Here is a 15507-nt window from a genome sequence, read left to right as displayed (position 1 = left end):
CAATTCTGTAGGACGCCTGGGCTATACTTCGGCGATTTTTCCTGCTCGTAGTGAATCCCTGAGGGCTGAATGTGAAGAACTGGACGTTGCGCCAACGGATCCTGGCAAGTTTCGCCGTGATCATCGCCATCATGCTGCTGATGATCGTGGCGGCCTATTCACGCCTGGTGACCATCGAATCTGCCGAGCAGGAAGTTGGGGCCGACAGCATTCCGGGGGTCTACTACAGCTCGATGATCCGCAGCGCATGGGTGGACAGTTACGTCACCAGCCAGCAGTTGGTCGGGCTTTCTGACCGGCGCGAGATCAGCTCAGCCGACATCGAACTCTTCAAGAGTTTCGAAGACCGGCTCAAGCAACACATGGCCAGTTACCAGACCACCATTCGCGATGGCGAGGACCAGGCCCGCTTCGACGCCTTCGTGAAGCTCGAACAAGCCTACATGCAGAACGTCAATCAGGTGCTCGATGCGTATCGAGAACGCAATTATGCCGAAGCCCAGCGCTTGATCGCCCAAGTGCTGACCCCCACCTGGGTCGAAGGGCGCAAGCACCTGAACGAGGTGATCGAACAGAATCGCTTGGCCGCCGACGCCGCCACCCGGGAAATCGTCAGCGCGGTGAACACGGCCAAGGGCAGCATGGTCGTGTCGCTGTTGCTGGCCATCGTGGCTGCCGGTATCTGTGGCCTGCTACTGCTGCGCGCCATTACCTCGCCCATGAGCCTCATCGTGACTGCGCTGGACAGGCTTCGCTCGGGTGACCTGAGCATGCGCCTGAACCTGGACCGCCAGGACGAGTTCGGTGCGGTTCAGGGCGGTTTCAATGAAATGGCCGAGGCCCTGGCCAATCTTGTGGCACAGGCGCAGCGCTCGTCGGTGCAGGTCACCACCTCGGTGACAGAAATCGCGGCCACCTCCAAGCAGCAGCAGGCTACCGCCACCGAGACGGCTGCGACCACGACCGAAATCGGTGCCACGTCGCGTGAAATCGCCGCCACGTCCCGCGACCTGGTGCGCACCATGACCGAAGTCACCTCGGCCGCCGATCAGGCGTCGAGCCTGGCCGGCTCCGGCCAGCAGGGGCTGGCGCGCATGGAAGAAACCATGCACCAGGTCATGGGTGCGGCCGACCTGGTCAACGCCAAGCTGGGCATTCTCAACGAGAAGGCCAGCAACATTACCCAGATGGTCGTCACCATCGTCAAGGTGGCCGACCAGACCAACCTGCTGTCGCTCAACGCGGCGATCGAAGCCGAGAAGGCCGGGGAATATGGCCGCGGTTTCGCCGTAGTGGCCACCGAAGTGCGCCGCCTGGCCGACCAGACGGCGGTGGCGACCTATGACATCGAGCAGATGGTGCGTGAGATCCAGTCGGCCGTGTCGGCCGGGGTCATGGGCATGGACAAGTTTTCCGAAGAGGTGCGCCGCGGCATGTTCGAGGTTCAGCAGGTCGGTGAGCAACTGAGCCAGATCATCCATCAGGTCCAGGCACTGGCGCCGCGGGTACTGATGGTCAACGAGGGCATGCAGGCCCAGGCCACCGGGGCCGAGCAGATCAACCAGGCGCTGGCGCAACTGAGCGACGCCAGTACCCAGACTGTAGAGTCGCTGCGCCAGGCCAGTTTTGCCATCGACGAGCTGAGCCAGGTCGCCGCCGGCCTGCGCGGCGGCGTGTCGCGCTTCAAAGTCTGAAGACGATGATCGACATGCAACCGCGCGCCGTGCCGGCAGGCCACGACAACGGCGCGCTGTACCTGCAGTTTCACCTGGGTGACCAGCGTTTTGCCCTGTCCGTGCAGGAGGTAATCAAGGTGCTGCCCCGTCAGCCTCTCAAGCCAGTGCTGCAAGCGCCGCATTGGGTGGCGGGCATTCTTGCCCACCGTGGCCAGTTGGTGCCGGTGGTGGACTTGGCTGCCTTGTGCATAGGGCGGCCGGCGCTGCAACGTACCAGTACCCGCCTGGTGCTGGTGCGCTATCGCAGCGCACTGCAACTGGGCCTGATTCTGGAGCACGCCACCGAAACCCTGCGCTGCCGTGCTGATGAATTCAAACCCTATGGCGTGGACAATGACCCCGCACCTTACCTGGGGCCGGTCCGCCAGGATGCCCAGGGGCTGGTGCAGCGCATCGAGGTCGACCAGGTGCTGCCCGAGGCCGTGCACCGTGTGCTGTACCCTGACGCACAGGGCGGGACCTGCGCATGAACGAGCGGCATTTCTTTCATTTTCTGCGTGAGCGCATAGGTTTGGACGTCGAGTCGGTGGGCGCATCGATGGTCGAGCGTGCCCTGCGTCAGCGCAGCGCGGCGCTGGGTGCCAGCGGTCTGGACGACTACTGGCTGCGCCTGCAGCAATCGCCGGCCGAGCAACAGGCGCTGATCGAAGCGGTCATCGTGCCGGAGACATGGTTCTTCCGCTACCGCGAGTCCTTCACTGCCCTGGCAAGCCTTGCGCACAAACGCCTGGCCGAATTGGCCGCCGCTCGCCCTCTGCGCTTGCTCAGCCTGCCTTGTTCGACAGGGGAAGAGCCCTATTCGCTGGCGATGGCGCTGCTCGATGCCGGCATCGCCCCGGCATCCTTCCTGATCGACGGTATGGACATCAGCCCTGCCTCTGTGGCCAAGGCCAGCCAGGGTCTTTACGGGCGCAACGCGTTTCGTGGCGACGACCTGGGTTTTCGCGAACGGTACTTCGATGCCATCGACGAGGGCCATCGTGTGCATGACCGTGTGCGCCAGCAAGTGACCCTGCACGTCGGCAATGTCCTTGATCCGGCATTGGCCAGCCGGGAGGGCCTCTACGACTTCGTGTTCTGCCGCAACCTGCTGATTTATTTCGATGTACCCACCCAGCAACGGGTGTTCGAAACCCTCAAGCGCCTGCTTCACCCCCAAGGCGTGCTGTTCATCGGGCCCGCCGAAGGCAGCCTGCTGGCTCGCCTTGGTATGCGTCCGGTGGGCATTGCCCAGTCTTTTGCCTATGTGCGCCAAGACGATATGGCTCAGCAACGACCGGCGCCGGCCGTGCCGATTCAACGCGAACCCATCAAGCCGTTGACCGGCTACCGGCCGACCAATGTCCCCCTGCCACGCATGCGCGGGTCTCTTGGGCCTGTGCCTGACCGGCAGGCCGTCGAAGCTACCGGGCTCGGTGCCCGCGAATTGCTGGCAAGCATTGCCGAGCATGCCAATGCCGGCAACAGCCAGCAGGCGCGTGATGCCTGCCAGCGTTACCTGCGCCAGTACCCCCCGTCGGCCCAGGTGTACTATTGGTTGGGTCTGCTCAGCGACACCGAAGGTGATTTGCAACAAGCGCAGGTTCACTACCGCAAGGCGCTGTACCTTGAGCCGCAGCACCCCGAAGCGCTCGTTCACCTGGCCGCGCTCTTGCAGGCCCAGGGTGACCAGGCCGGGGCCCAGCGTCTGCAAAGCCGTGCCATGCGTGCGGGTCGGGAGGCCGACCGATGAACGATGAGGCTGTGACCGACCTGCTCGCCGAAACCGATGTGCGCATCGATGACTGCTGGAATCGCATCGGCGTGCATGGCAACAAGCAATGCCCGCTGCTTGAGCGTCATGTCCATTGTCGCAACTGCGAGGTGTACGCCGCCGCGGCCACGCGTCTGCTGGACCGCTACGCACTGGTGCAGGACACCGACGCACAGCCGGACCTGGAAGCGGTCGAGCAGGCCTGTACAGGGCGCTCGATGCTGTTGTTCCGCCTGGGGGAGGAGTGGCTGGCGTTGCCTACGGCATGCCTGGCCGAAATCGCGCCCTTGCAGGCCGTGCATTCGCTACCCCATCAGCGCTCGCGCGTGCTGTTGGGCGTTGCCAATGTGCGGGGTGCCCTGGTGCCGTGCCTGTCGTTGCAGGAGCTGCTGGGTACCCCTGGCGGTGCGACTGAACAGCGCAACAATCGGGGCTTGCCACGCATGCTGATCCTGGCAGCCGAGGGTGGCCCGGTGGTCATGGCCGTCGAGGAAATCGATGGTATCCACCGGCTTGATCGGCCCACGGACCTTGCTCACGACGCCATGCGCTTCACGGCAGCGGTGCTGCAATGGCGCGGGCGCAGCGTGCGTGTGCTGGATGAGCAACAGCTGTTGTCTGCCGTACAGCGGAGCCTGCCATGACCCCTGAGCAAATGCGCGACGCCTCGTTGCTCGAACTGTTCAGCCTTGAAGCCGAGGCCCAGACGCAGGTACTCAGCGCCGGGCTTCTGGCCCTGGAGCGCAACCCTACCCAGGCCGACCAGCTGGAAGCCTGCATGCGCGCAGCCCATTCCCTTAAAGGGGCTGCACGCATCGTTGGCGTGGATGCCGGTGTCAGCGTTGCGCACGTGATGGAGGACTGCCTGGTGGCGGCCCAGGAAGGCCGCCTGCGCCTGAGCGCTGAGCACATCGACGCGCTGCTGCAGGGCACCGACCTGTTGATGCGCATTGCAACGCCCAGCGACACAGCCGCCCAGGACGATGTGCCTGGCTTCCTGGTGCTGATGGCCGCCGTATTGGAGCCCGGGAGGCAGGGCGCTGCACCTGCCGCCCCCGCGCAGGCCCGTCCACCGATGGCGCCACCGCCGGTTGCGAGCCAGACACCGACCGCGCCGCCTGCACCGGCGTCTGAGCCGCCCGCCGATGCCGAGCCTGCGCCACGTCGCAAGGCCGGCAAGCGCACGGTCGAAGGGGGCGAGCGGGTACTGCGAGTGACCGCCGACAGGCTCAACAGCCTGCTCGACCTGTCCAGCAAGTCCCTGGTTGAAACCCAGCGTCTCAAGCCCTACCTGGCCACCTTGCAGCGCCTCAAGCGCATGCATGGCCAGGGCATGCAGGCGCTCGATGGCTTGCGCCTGCAACTCGAAGACAGCGGCCAGGGGAACGAGGTACTCGAAGCCTTGGCCCAGACTCAACGCTTGTTGGCCGAGACCCAGCAGATCCTGCGTCAGCAAGCGGCCGATCTGGACGAATTCGGCTGGCAGGCCAGCCAGCGCGCGCAACTGCTCTACGACACCGCCCTGGCCTGCCGCATGCGCCCGTTTGCCGATGTGCTGGCCGGGCAGAGCCGCATGGTGCGCGACCTGGGGCGCGCCCTGGGCAAACCGGTGCGCCTGGTCATCGAAGGCGAGAAAACCCAGGTCGATCGTGACGTGCTGGAAAAGCTCGAGGCTCCGCTGACCCACTTGCTGCGTAACGCGGTCGATCATGGCATCGAACTGCCAGACAGGCGGCTGTTGGCGGGCAAGCCCGAAGAGGGGCTGATCCGCCTGCGCGTCTCGCACCATGCCGGGATGCTGAGCCTTGAGCTGATGGACGACGGTGCCGGTGTGGACCTGGATCGCCTGCGTGCCAGCATTGTCGAGCGTGCCCTGTCTCCAGCCGAAACCGTCGCGCGCATGAGTGACGATGAATTGCTCACGTTCCTCTTCCTGCCAGGCTTCAGCCTGCGGGACACGGTGACCGAAGTGTCCGGGCGGGGTGTAGGGCTTGACGCCGTGCAGCACATGATTCGCGAATTGCGCGGGGCGATCGAACTGACCCAGACGCCCGGGCTGGGGTGCCGCTTCCACCTGCAGGTACCGCAGACCTTGTCGGTCGTGCGCAGCCTGGTCGTGGAAGTCGGCGGGGAAGCCTATGCCTTCCCCCTGGCGCATATCGAACACACCCTGGCGGTGGATGCCAACGACATCGTGCAGATTGAAGGGCGGCAGCATTTCTGGCATGACGGCCAGCACATCGGTCTCGTAGCGGCCAGCCAGTTGCTGCACCGGCCGGCCGGGCAAACCGACCAGGACAGCCTGCGGGTCGTGGTCATCCGCGAGCGCGAGCGCTTGTACGGCGTGGCCGTCGAGCGCCTGATCGGTGAGCGGGTGCTGGTGGTGATGCCGCTCGATCCGCGTCTGGGCAAAGTGCAGGACATTTCTTCAGGGGCGCTGCTGGACGACGGTTCGGTGGTGCTGATCGTCGATGTGGAGGACATTCTGCGCTCGGTCGACAAACTGCTCAGCACCGGCACGCTCGAGCGCGTCGAGCGCGGCGGTGCCGGCGTCTCTGGTCTGGCGCGCAAACGCGTACTGGTCGTCGACGACTCGCTGACGGTGCGCGAGCTGCAGCGCAAGCTGCTGGGCAATCGCGGCTACGACGTCGCAGTGGCGGTCGATGGCATGGATGGCTGGAATGCCCTGCGCGGCGACGATTTCGACTTGCTGATCACCGACATCGACATGCCGCGCATGGACGGCATTGAATTGGTCACCCTGGTGCGCCGTGACCAGCGCCTGCAATCGCTGCCTGTCATGGTGGTTTCCTACAAGGATCGGGAGGAAGACCGACGGCGTGGCCTGGATGCCGGGGCCGACTACTATTTGGCTAAAGCCAGTTTCCACGACGATGCGTTGCTCGATGCTGTAGTCGAACTGATCGGAGGTGCTCACGGATGAAGATCGCCATCGTCAATGACATGCCCTTGGCAGTGGAGGCCTTGCGACGCGCCGTCGCGCTGGAACCTGCCCATGAAGTGGTGTGGGTAGCCAGCAACGGTGCCGAAGCCGTGCAACGCTGCCAGGAACAGCAGCCGGACCTGATCCTGATGGACTTGATCATGCCGGTGATGGATGGCGTGGAAGCGACTCGCCGGATCATGGCCGATACCCCGTGCGCCATCGTCATCGTCACGGTCGATCGCAAGCAGAATGTGCACCGGGTATTCGAAGCCATGGGGCATGGCGCACTGGATGTGGTCGATACACCGACGCTGGGCGCTGGCGACGCCCGTGAAGCCGCCGCGCCATTGCTGCGCAAGATTCTCAACATCAGCTGGCTGATTGGCCAGCAGCGCCCGCCGACGCCTAGGCCGGTTGCCGCACCGCTGCGTGAAGCAAGCCAGCGACGAGGGTTGGTGGCTATCGGTTCATCAGCAGGTGGCCCGGCGGCCCTGGAGGTACTGCTCAAAGGGGTGCCAGCAGGGTTTCCGGCCGCGATCGTGCTGGTTCAGCATGTGGATCAGGTCTTTGCCGCCGGCATGGCCGAATGGCTCAGCAGTGCAGCCGGGCTGCCAGTGCGCCTGGCACGCGAAGGGGAGCCACCGCAACCTGGCCAGGTGCTGTTGGCCGGAACCAACCACCATCTGCGTCTGCTACAGAACGGGCAACTGGCCTACACTGCCGAACCGGTCAATGAAATCTACCGCCCTTCGATCGACGTCTTCTTCGAAAGCGTGGTGCGCTACTGGTCAGGCGAGGCAGTGGGGGTGCTGCTCACCGGCATGGGGCGCGACGGAGCACAGGGGCTCAAGATGATGCGCCAACGGGGTTTTCTGACCATTGCCCAGGACCAGGCCAGCAGTGCTGTCTATGGCATGCCCAAGGCTGCTGCGGCGATCGATGCCGCAGTGGAAATCCGCCCGCTTGAAGGCATAGCCGGGCGTCTGACGGAAGTTTTTGCACAATGACGAAGTGTAACGAATCATGCCGCCTGGCCGGCCGTGTTCAGGTGACCAGCCATGAATGAGCTCCCCATCGAAGGGTTCGCCGCCGCCGATGAAAACTCGGCGATGGTGCTGCTGGTAGACGATCAGGCCATGATCGGCGAAGCCGTGCGGCGGGGCCTGGCCGATGAAGACAACATCGATTTTCATTTTTGCGCCGACCCGCACCAAGCGGTGCAGCAGGCCATGCGCATCAAGCCCACGGTAATTCTGCAGGACCTGATCATGCCTGGGCTCGATGGCCTGACGCTGGTGCGTGAGTACCGCAGCAACCCGGCCACCCAGGACATCCCGATCATCGTGCTGTCGACCAAGGAAGACCCGCTGGTCAAGCGCGCCGCGTTCGCGGCCGGGGCCAACGATTACCTGGTCAAACTGCCCGATACCATCGAGCTGGTGGCGCGCATTCGCTATCACTCGCGCTCCTACCTCACCTTGCTGCAGCGCGACGAGGCTTACCGCGCCCTGCGTGTCAGCCAGCAGCAGTTGCTCGATTCGAACCTGATGCTGCAACGGCTGATGAACTCCGATGGCTTGACGGGGCTGTCCAATCGACGCCATTTCGATGAGTACCTGGAGCTTGAGTGGCGACGGGCGATGCGCGAGCAGCAACAGTTGTCGTTGTTGATGATCGACGTCGATTATTTCAAGGCCTACAACGATACCTTTGGCCACCTGGCCGGAGACGAAGCGCTGCGGCGCGTGGCAGAGGCCATCCGTGGGTCGTGCTCGCGGCCCAGCGACCTTCCGGCCCGCTATGGCGGCGAGGAGTTTGCCCTGGTGTTGCCCAACACCTCCCCAGGTGGCGCCAGGCTGGTCGCCGAGAAACTGCGCCAGAGCGTGCTGGGCCTGGCGATCGAGCACATGGCACCGTCTGCCGGGTCGCACCTGACCGTCAGCGTGGGCTTGGCCACGCAGGTTCCGCCCATCGGCAGCCACTGCCGGCAATTGATCTCGGCGGCGGACAAGGGGCTGTACCAGGCCAAGAACGGTGGCCGCAACCAAGTGGGTGTCGCCTAGCAAGCCGGGGCAGGGGTGCACCTTTCTCGGCTGGCTGCACCCGGCGTCTGGTCGTCGACGACTGTCAGGCGGGTCTGCCGCCACGCGGCCGACTCGGTTATACTCGCAGGCTTTTCACCGAATTCGCACGAGTAGCCTGCCCATGGAAATCCAACCGATCCTGAACACCATCAAGGACCTCTCCGACCGCTCCCAGTCCATTCGGGGGTATCTTTGACTACGATCTCAAGCATGACCGCCTGATCGAAGTCAATCGCGAGCTGGAAGACCCCAACGTCTGGAACAAGCCTGAGTACGCCCAGGCCCTGGGCCGTGAGCGGTCCATGCTGGCGCAGGTCGTCGAGACCCTGGACAAACTGTCCAACGGGTTGGCTGACTGCAAGGACCTGCTGGACATGGCCGTCGAAGAGGGCGACGAAGGCGCTGTCGGCGACGTCGTGACCGAACTGCAAGGCCTGGAAGAACACCTGGCCCAGCTCGAGTTCCGTCGCATGTTCAGCGGCGAGATGGACATGAACAACGCCTACCTCGACATCCAGGCCGGCTCCGGCGGGACCGAGGCGCAGGACTGGGCCAACATCCTGTTGCGCATGTACCTGCGCTGGGCCGACAAGCGTGGCTTCGACGCTACCATCATCGAACTCTCCGAGGGCGAGGTGGCTGGCATCAAGGGCGCCACCGTGCACATCAAGGGCGAGTACGCCTTCGGCTGGCTGCGCACCGAGATCGGCGTGCACCGCCTGGTGCGCAAGAGCCCGTTCGACTCTGGTGCCCGCCGCCACACCTCGTTCTCGGCCGTGTTCGTCTCGCCCGAAATCGACGACAAGGTCGAAATCGAGATCAACCCATCGGACTTGCGCATCGATACCTACCGCTCCTCGGGCGCCGGTGGCCAGCACGTCAACACCACCGACTCGGCAGTGCGTATCACCCACGTGCCGACCAACACCGTGGTGGCGTGCCAGAACGAACGCTCCCAGCATGCCAACAAGGACACCGCCATGAAAATGCTGCGGGCCAAGTTGTACGAGCTGGAGATGCAGAAACGCAATGCGGCCTCGCAGGCGCTGGAAGACAGCAAATCGGACATTGGCTGGGGCCACCAGATCCGCTCCTACGTGCTGGACGACTCGCGCATCAAGGACCTGCGTACCGGCGTGGAACGCAGCGATTGCCAGAAAGTGCTGGACGGTGACCTTGACCAGTACCTGGAAGCGAGCCTCAAGCAGGGGCTGTAAGCCACACCCTATCGCCGCGCCACCGGCCCCTTGCCGGTAGCGCGCGCCCTGCCCGCCAAGGGCAACGAATACCTGATGGAAACAAAGACGACATGAGCGACCTGAAGACCGAATCGCAAGACCTGCAACAGGAAGAGAACGCCCTGATCGCCCTGCGCAAGGAAAAGCTTGCCGCAGAACGCGCCAAGGGCAATGCCTTCCCCAACGACTTCCGTCGCGACAGCTACTGCAACGACCTGCAGAAACAGTACGCGGACAAGACCAAGGAAGAGCTGGAAGCAGCCGCGATCCCGGTCAAGGTAGCGGGCCGTATCATGCTCAACCGTGGCTCGTTCATGGTCATCCAGGACATGACCGGCCGTATCCAGGTCTATGTCAACCGCAAGACCCTGCCCGAAGAAACCCTGGCTGCGGTCAAGACCTGGGACCTGGGCGACATCATCAGCGCCGAGGGCACCCTGGCCCGCTCGGGCAAGGGTGACCTGTACGTCGAGATGACCCAGGTGCGCCTGCTGACCAAGTCGCTGCGCCCGCTGCCCGACAAGCACCACGGCCTGACCGACACCGAGCAGCGCTACCGCCAGCGCTACGTCGACCTGATGGTCAACGAAGAAACACGCCACACCTTCCGCGTGCGCTCGCAGGTCATCTCGCACATTCGCAAGTTCCTCATCGAACGCGACTTCCTCGAAGTCGAGACGCCGATGTTGCAGACCATCCCGGGCGGCGCAGCGGCCAAGCCGTTCGAAACCCACCACAACGCCCTGGACATGGCCATGTTCCTGCGTATCGCGCCTGAGCTGTACCTCAAGCGTCTGGTCGTCGGTGGCTTCGAGAAGGTCTTCGAAATCAACCGCAACTTCCGCAACGAAGGGGTTTCGACGCGCCACAACCCTGAGTTCACCATGCTTGAGTTCTACCAGGCCTACGCCGACTACCGCGACAACATGGACCTCACCGAGGAACTGTTCCGCGAGCTGGCGCAGCTGGTGCTGGGCTCTACCGATGTGCCGTACGGCGACAAGGTCTTCCACTTCGGCGAGCCGTTCGTGCGCCTGTCGGTGTTCGACTCGATCCTCAAGTACAACCCCGAGCTGACCGCTGCCGACCTGCAGGATGTCGACCGCGCCCGCGACATCGCCCGCAAGGCAGGGGCCAAGGTGCTGGGCCATGAAGGCCTGGGCAAGCTGCAGGTGATGATTTTCGAAGAGCTGGTCGAGCACAAGCTGGAGCAGCCGCACTTCATTACCGAGTACCCGTTCGAGGTTTCGCCGCTGGCCCGTCGCAACGATGAGAACCCTGCGGTGACCGACCGTTTCGAACTGTTCATCGGCGGGCGCGAAATTGCCAACGCCTACTCCGAGCTCAACGATGCCGAAGACCAGGCCGAGCGCTTCCTGGCCCAGGTGGCCGAGAAGGATGCCGGTGACGACGAGGCCATGCACTACGACGCCGATTTCGTGCGCGCGCTGGAATATGGCATGCCGCCAACGGCGGGCGAGGGCATCGGCATCGACCGCCTGGTGATGCTGCTGACCAACTCGCCATCGATTCGCGATGTGATCCTGTTCCCGCATATGCGTCCGCAGGCCTGAGTGAAGTCGAAAAAGCCGCCTTTTCAGGCGGCTTTTTCTTGCCCGAAGCTTTATGTTGTCATCACCGGCCCGCTCGCGATTCAATCCCTGGCCAAGTGAATCTACGATTCCAATGCCTGGGGCCAGATCTGACGCGAACGGGCATGCTCCGACCAGACACCGTACATGAGGTACTCCATGACAACCGCCATGGCTCAACAAGGGGCTGCCGGCATCGCCACCGCCGTTGCCGAAAGCGTGCGTTACCAGGGTCGCAAGACGGCCCGGCAAGGCAGCGAACAGCGCCGCCAACTGATTCTGGACGCCGCCATGCGCATCGTGGTGCGCGATGGCGTTCGGGGCGTGCGACACCGTGCCGTCGCCGCAGAGGCAGGGGTACCGCTGTCGGCCACCACCTACTACTTCAAGGATATCGAGGACCTGCTCACCGACACGTTCGCCCAGTACGTCGAGCGCAGCGCCGCCTACATGGCCAAGCTCTGGCTCAACACCGAAGCGGTGCTGCGCCAACTGCTGGCCCAGGGCGACGGCAGCCCCCAGGCACGGGCAAAACTGGCCGATGAAGTGGCGCGCATGATGGCCGATTATGTGCAGCGCCAACTGCTCACCCGCCGCGATTTCATGATGGCCGAGCAGGCGTTTCGCCAGGAAGCGCTGTTGTGCCCGCGCCTGGCCGAGCTGGTGTGTGCCCACGAGCAGATTCTGCTGCACGGTACGCGCCAGCTGCTGCAAGTCGTTGGCTCGCGGCAGCCGGAACAGGATGCACAGATGTTGACGGCGATTATCGAGCAGATGGAATATCAGGGCCTGCTCAAGCACGCCGAGGCGCAGGCCGATGGGCCGATGCTGGCAATGCTTACCCGATACCTGCAGTTGGTGCTGGCGTCGGATTGAGCCCGACCTTTTCGAGGAAGAAAACCTGATGAAAGCCTGGCGTGTGGTGCTGTTGACGCTGTCATTCCTGATGCTGGGCGGTTGTCTGGTGACGTTTTCCGAACCGCTGCCAGGCAAGTCCTCGGCACCCAGGGGGCTTGTGGGCAGCTGGATCACCAAGGACGCCTGGGGCGAGCCGCTGAAGCTGGTCATCACGCGTGCCGACGCAGGGGCCTACAAGGCGGTAGCTACACCCAAGGGCAAATCTGCTCAAACCTATGTGTTCAACGTGGCCCAGCAGGGTAATCGCTGGTACCTGTCGGCGCGGGTGCCGGGCGAATTTGGGGGCAACTACGTGATCGGTGGTTTCGATATCGTCGATGGCAAGGAGCTGGTGGTCTATAACCTCGATGTGCAGCAAGTGCAGCAGGCCTTGGGCAGCAAGGAATTGAGCGGGCACAGCACCGAAGTGGCGCAGGACAACGGCGAGGGTGTGCTGGTGGACAGCCCGCCAGAGCGAGTCCTGGCCTACCTCAACGACCCCGCGAATTCGGACCTGTTCGTGGAGGCGGTGCGTTTCAAACGCGCTGGCAAGTGACAGGGCAGGTCTCGGGTGATTCGCGGGTGCGTCAACGGCGCGCGCCCACCCAGGCTGCTCGACACCTGAGTGGCCCGACACGAGCGGACATGGCTTGGCCTGACGGCCGATAAGGATTTCTTTGTGGACGAGTACCAGCAAACCATTCGCGCCCTGTCCGACCGTATCGTGGCCGCGCAAACGCCGATTCGCGTGCTCGATGCAGTCAAGTGGGACGATGGCATCCGCCGCGGCTTCTTCGAGGCCAAGGGCAAGGTGCCGCCTGCCGTGGACCGCGCCTATTATCAGGCGCGCTCACTGGGGTTCGACTCCAGCGCAGTGAAAGCGGAGTTCCAGGCCATCGAGCGTGACATCATCCGCCAGCTTGGCCAGTTCAGCCCCGTGGGGCAGATCATGAAACGCATGTGCCGCGAGTACCGCATGGTAGTGCGCATGCTCGAGGCCAGGGGCACGGAAGATTTCGGTCTGATTTCCCAGGAGCTGTACGGCGCTGCCTCCGACGTTTTCCATGCCGGTGACCCGACCCTGGCCGACCTTGGCCTGATGCTGTCGGACTACCTGAACAACATCGATGGGCGCGGCGACCTCAAGGACGAGCCGAAGAACCTGACGGCCAAGCAAGCGGTGGATATTCTCCAGTGCCGGTTGAACAAGGTGTTCGGCGAAGCCGAAGGGACCATCCGCGTGTTCGAGTCCGACGGCATCGTGGCCGATGCCGCCGCCGGTGCCGACTACATCAAGGTGCGTGCCGATGCCATGTTCAACGCGCGTGATGTACGGGCCTTGGAAGTCCACGAGGGGCTGGTGCATGTGGGCACCACACTCAACGGCCTGAACCAGCCCATCTGTACGTTCCTGGCCAAGGGCCCGCCTTCCTCGACGGTGACCCAGGAAGGCCTGGCCATCCTGATGGAAGTCATCGCTTTCGCCTCCTACCCCAGCCGCCTGCGCAAACTGACCAACCGGACCCGCGCCATACACATGGTCGAGGACGGTGCAGACTTCATGCAGGTGTACCAGTTCTTCCGAGAGCAGGGCTTCGACATGGGGCAGAGCTACAGCAACGCCAGCCGGGTATTCCGTGGGTCGGTGCCCAATGGCTTGCCATTTACCAAGGACTTGTCCTACCTCAAGGGCTTCATCATGGTTTACAACTACATTCAGTTGGCCGTGAAGAAGGGCAAGCTGGAGCAAATACCGCTGCTGTTCTGCGGCAAGACCACCCTCGAAGACATGCGCACCCTGCGCCAGCTCGTCGAGGAGGGCCTGGTGGAGCCGCCCAAGTACCTGCCTGAGCAATTCCGCGACCTGAACGCCTTGTCGGCCTGGATGTGCTTTTCCAACTTCCTCAACCACCTGAGCCTGGACCGTATTGAAACCGACTACGCGAACATCCTTTAACGGGCTGCGCCTGCTGACGGCAGGCATGCTGCTGGTGCTGCTGGGCGGGTGCAGCGGCTTGCTGTTCTACCCTGAGCGAGGCCAGGCGTTCACGCCTGAGCGGGCCAGGCTCGCCTACAGCGATGTCACCCTGGTTGCCGCCGACGGTGTGCGCCTGCACGCTTGGTGGCTGCCGGCCAAGCAAGGTGTGGCGGTCAAGGGCACGGTGCTGCACCTGCACGGCAATGGGGGCAATCTGCCCGGTCACCTGGGCGGCAGCTACTGGTTGCCGGAGCAAGGTTACCAGGTGCTGATGATCGACTACCGAGGCTACGGACTGTCCGAGGGCAAGCCGCGGCTACCTGAGGTCTATCAGGATATCGCTGCCGCCATGGCCTGGCTCGATCAGTCCCCGCAGGTCAAGGGCAAGCCTCTGGTGTTGCTGGGGCAGAGTCTGGGCGGTGCCATGGCCATCCACTACCTGGCGGCCCATCCCGAGCAGCGCGAACGCTTCAGCGCTCTGGTGTTCGACGGCGTTCCTGCCAGCTACCGAGCGGTGGGCCAGTACGCCTTGAGTACATCGTGGATGACCTGGCCACTTCAGGTGCCCTTGTCCTGGCTGGTGCCCGATGCCGATAGCGCCGTCGAGTCCGTCGGGCAGCTGACCAGCCCGCCAAAGCTCTTTTTCCACAGCATCGATGACGACCTGGTGCCGATGAACAATGTCATCCGCCTGTATCAGCAGGCGCCGCCGCCTCGAGTGCTGCAGTTGACCCGAGGTGGGCACGTGCAGACGTTCGCCGACCCCACCTGGCGCGAAGTGATGCTGCGTTTTCTGGATGATCCCAGCCATTTCACCGGCCTGCGGCGGCTTGCCGAAGTGCCCAATGCCTATGACGAGAAGAGCCCGCAATGAGCGAAGAACGCAACGCCATACCGCTGATCCTGACGGGAGTCGGCAGCATCATCGTGACGGTGGGAGCCCTGTGGTACTACGGTTACCTGCACTTCGCCAAGCCTGAGGATGCCTTGTTGCTGCAAGACTTCACCATGCTCAAGACGGTACCGGGCGAAGACTACAAAGTGTCATTGGAGCCGGCAGCGCAGGTGGCCCAGTGCGCCGAGGGTGTGCTGGTCCTGTTCGACACCCAGCAAAAAGGCCTCAGTGGCGTGCTGGTCGACAGCCGTAAGCGCGCCGTGCGCTGTGTGGGCGCAGATACGCCGCAGCAGGTGCGATAGGTCTTCGTGGCTAACCGGTAGCAGCAAAAAAGAACCCCGCGCTGGAGGGACGCTCCAACGCGGGGTTCTTCGTCCTGCCGTGCGG

At 63.6% G+C, this 15507-nt stretch carries 14 protein-coding genes; all 14 read left to right on the top strand.

Features of this window, described 5'->3' with window-relative positions:
• Positions 1 to 71 precede the first annotated feature (71 nt).
• The gene (locus ACF8E5_RS16495) at positions 72 to 1694 is read left to right on the top strand and encodes a methyl-accepting chemotaxis protein (protein WP_058639557.1); all 1623 of its coding nucleotides are present in this window, start codon (positions 72 to 74) and stop codon (positions 1692 to 1694) included.
• Between the two features lie 5 nt (positions 1695 to 1699).
• Entirely contained in the window at positions 1700 to 2206 is a 507-nt protein-coding gene (locus ACF8E5_RS16490) for a chemotaxis protein CheW (RefSeq protein ID WP_058603759.1), read from the top strand.
• Positions 2203 to 3468, top strand: coding sequence for a protein-glutamate O-methyltransferase CheR (locus ACF8E5_RS16485; protein ID WP_058639556.1), 1266 nt, complete (start codon positions 2203 to 2205; stop codon positions 3466 to 3468). Before ACF8E5_RS16490 ends, ACF8E5_RS16485 begins: the two co-directional genes overlap by 4 nt.
• The gene (locus ACF8E5_RS16480; RefSeq protein ID WP_392475544.1) at positions 3465 to 4133 is read left to right on the top strand and encodes a chemotaxis protein CheW; all 669 of its coding nucleotides are present in this window, start codon (positions 3465 to 3467) and stop codon (positions 4131 to 4133) included. Before ACF8E5_RS16485 ends, ACF8E5_RS16480 begins: the two co-directional genes overlap by 4 nt.
• On the top strand, positions 4130 to 6433 hold the full coding sequence (locus tag ACF8E5_RS16475; protein WP_196185604.1) for a hybrid sensor histidine kinase/response regulator: 2304 nt from the start codon (positions 4130 to 4132) through the stop codon (positions 6431 to 6433). Before ACF8E5_RS16480 ends, ACF8E5_RS16475 begins: the two co-directional genes overlap by 4 nt.
• The gene (locus ACF8E5_RS16470; protein WP_078479002.1) at positions 6430 to 7443 is read left to right on the top strand and encodes a chemotaxis response regulator protein-glutamate methylesterase; all 1014 of its coding nucleotides are present in this window, start codon (positions 6430 to 6432) and stop codon (positions 7441 to 7443) included. Before ACF8E5_RS16475 ends, ACF8E5_RS16470 begins: the two co-directional genes overlap by 4 nt.
• Positions 7444 to 7494: 51 nt before the next feature.
• Positions 7495 to 8499, top strand: a complete 1005-nt coding sequence (locus ACF8E5_RS16465) for a PleD family two-component system response regulator (protein WP_058639552.1) — start codon at positions 7495 to 7497, stop codon at positions 8497 to 8499.
• Positions 8500 to 8641: 142 nt separating this feature from the next.
• A protein-coding gene (prfB, locus tag ACF8E5_RS16460) for a peptide chain release factor 2 (protein WP_100852119.1) occupies positions 8642 to 9737 on the top strand; the annotation gives its coding sequence in 2 pieces (ribosomal slippage) (positions 8642 to 8713 and positions 8715 to 9737; 1095 coding nt in all).
• A 92-nt stretch (positions 9738 to 9829) separates the two neighbouring features.
• Positions 9830 to 11332: a lysine--tRNA ligase gene (lysS, locus tag ACF8E5_RS16455; protein WP_058639551.1), complete on the top strand. Its 1503-nt coding sequence runs from the start codon at positions 9830 to 9832 to the stop codon at positions 11330 to 11332.
• A gap of 189 nt (positions 11333 to 11521) precedes the next feature.
• Complete coding sequence (locus ACF8E5_RS16450) at positions 11522 to 12226, top strand: TetR/AcrR family transcriptional regulator (protein WP_058639564.1); 705 nt, start codon at positions 11522 to 11524, stop codon at positions 12224 to 12226.
• 28 nt (positions 12227 to 12254) lie between these two features.
• A complete protein-coding gene (locus tag ACF8E5_RS16445) occupies positions 12255 to 12803 on the top strand; it encodes a hypothetical protein (protein ID WP_058639550.1) in 549 nt (182 codons plus the stop codon).
• A gap of 123 nt (positions 12804 to 12926) precedes the next feature.
• On the top strand, positions 12927 to 14204 hold the full coding sequence (locus ACF8E5_RS16440) for a flavohemoglobin expression-modulating QEGLA motif protein (RefSeq protein WP_196185605.1): 1278 nt from the start codon (positions 12927 to 12929) through the stop codon (positions 14202 to 14204).
• Positions 14176 to 15099 carry an alpha/beta hydrolase gene (locus ACF8E5_RS16435; RefSeq protein WP_058639548.1) on the top strand — a complete coding sequence of 308 codons (924 nt, stop codon included), beginning with the start codon at positions 14176 to 14178 and terminating at the stop codon, positions 15097 to 15099. The genes ACF8E5_RS16440 and ACF8E5_RS16435 overlap by 29 nt, the downstream gene beginning before the upstream one ends.
• Positions 15096 to 15422, top strand: a complete 327-nt coding sequence (locus ACF8E5_RS16430) for a hypothetical protein (protein ID WP_058639547.1) — start codon at positions 15096 to 15098, stop codon at positions 15420 to 15422. Before ACF8E5_RS16435 ends, ACF8E5_RS16430 begins: the two co-directional genes overlap by 4 nt.
• The last annotated feature ends 85 nt before the right edge of the window (positions 15423 to 15507 follow it).

The sequence above is a fragment of the Pseudomonas sp. WSY_20 genome (assembly GCF_043104335.1).
GTDB lineage: Bacteria > Pseudomonadota > Gammaproteobacteria > Pseudomonadales > Pseudomonadaceae > Aquipseudomonas > Aquipseudomonas parafulva_B.
The sequence above is the reverse complement of the archived record's forward strand: the minus strand, read 5'-3'. Positions and strand labels throughout refer to the sequence as shown.

Coding starts and splice junctions, on each gene's coding strand:
- ACF8E5_RS16490 (WP_058603759.1), top strand. CDS start 1,700: ATGATCGACATGCAACCGCGCGCCGTGCCGGCAGGCCACGACAACGGC.
- ACF8E5_RS16485 (WP_058639556.1), top strand. CDS start 2,203: ATGAACGAGCGGCATTTCTTTCATTTTCTGCGTGAGCGCATAGGTTTG.
- ACF8E5_RS16480 (WP_392475544.1), top strand. CDS start 3,465: ATGAACGATGAGGCTGTGACCGACCTGCTCGCCGAAACCGATGTGCGC.
- ACF8E5_RS16475 (WP_196185604.1), top strand. CDS start 4,130: ATGACCCCTGAGCAAATGCGCGACGCCTCGTTGCTCGAACTGTTCAGC.
- ACF8E5_RS16470 (WP_078479002.1), top strand. CDS start 6,430: ATGAAGATCGCCATCGTCAATGACATGCCCTTGGCAGTGGAGGCCTTG.
- ACF8E5_RS16465 (WP_058639552.1), top strand. CDS start 7,495: ATGAATGAGCTCCCCATCGAAGGGTTCGCCGCCGCCGATGAAAACTCG.
- lysS (WP_058639551.1), top strand. CDS start 9,830: ATGAGCGACCTGAAGACCGAATCGCAAGACCTGCAACAGGAAGAGAAC.
- ACF8E5_RS16450 (WP_058639564.1), top strand. CDS start 11,522: ATGGCTCAACAAGGGGCTGCCGGCATCGCCACCGCCGTTGCCGAAAGC.
- ACF8E5_RS16445 (WP_058639550.1), top strand. CDS start 12,255: ATGAAAGCCTGGCGTGTGGTGCTGTTGACGCTGTCATTCCTGATGCTG.
- ACF8E5_RS16430 (WP_058639547.1), top strand. CDS start 15,096: ATGAGCGAAGAACGCAACGCCATACCGCTGATCCTGACGGGAGTCGGC.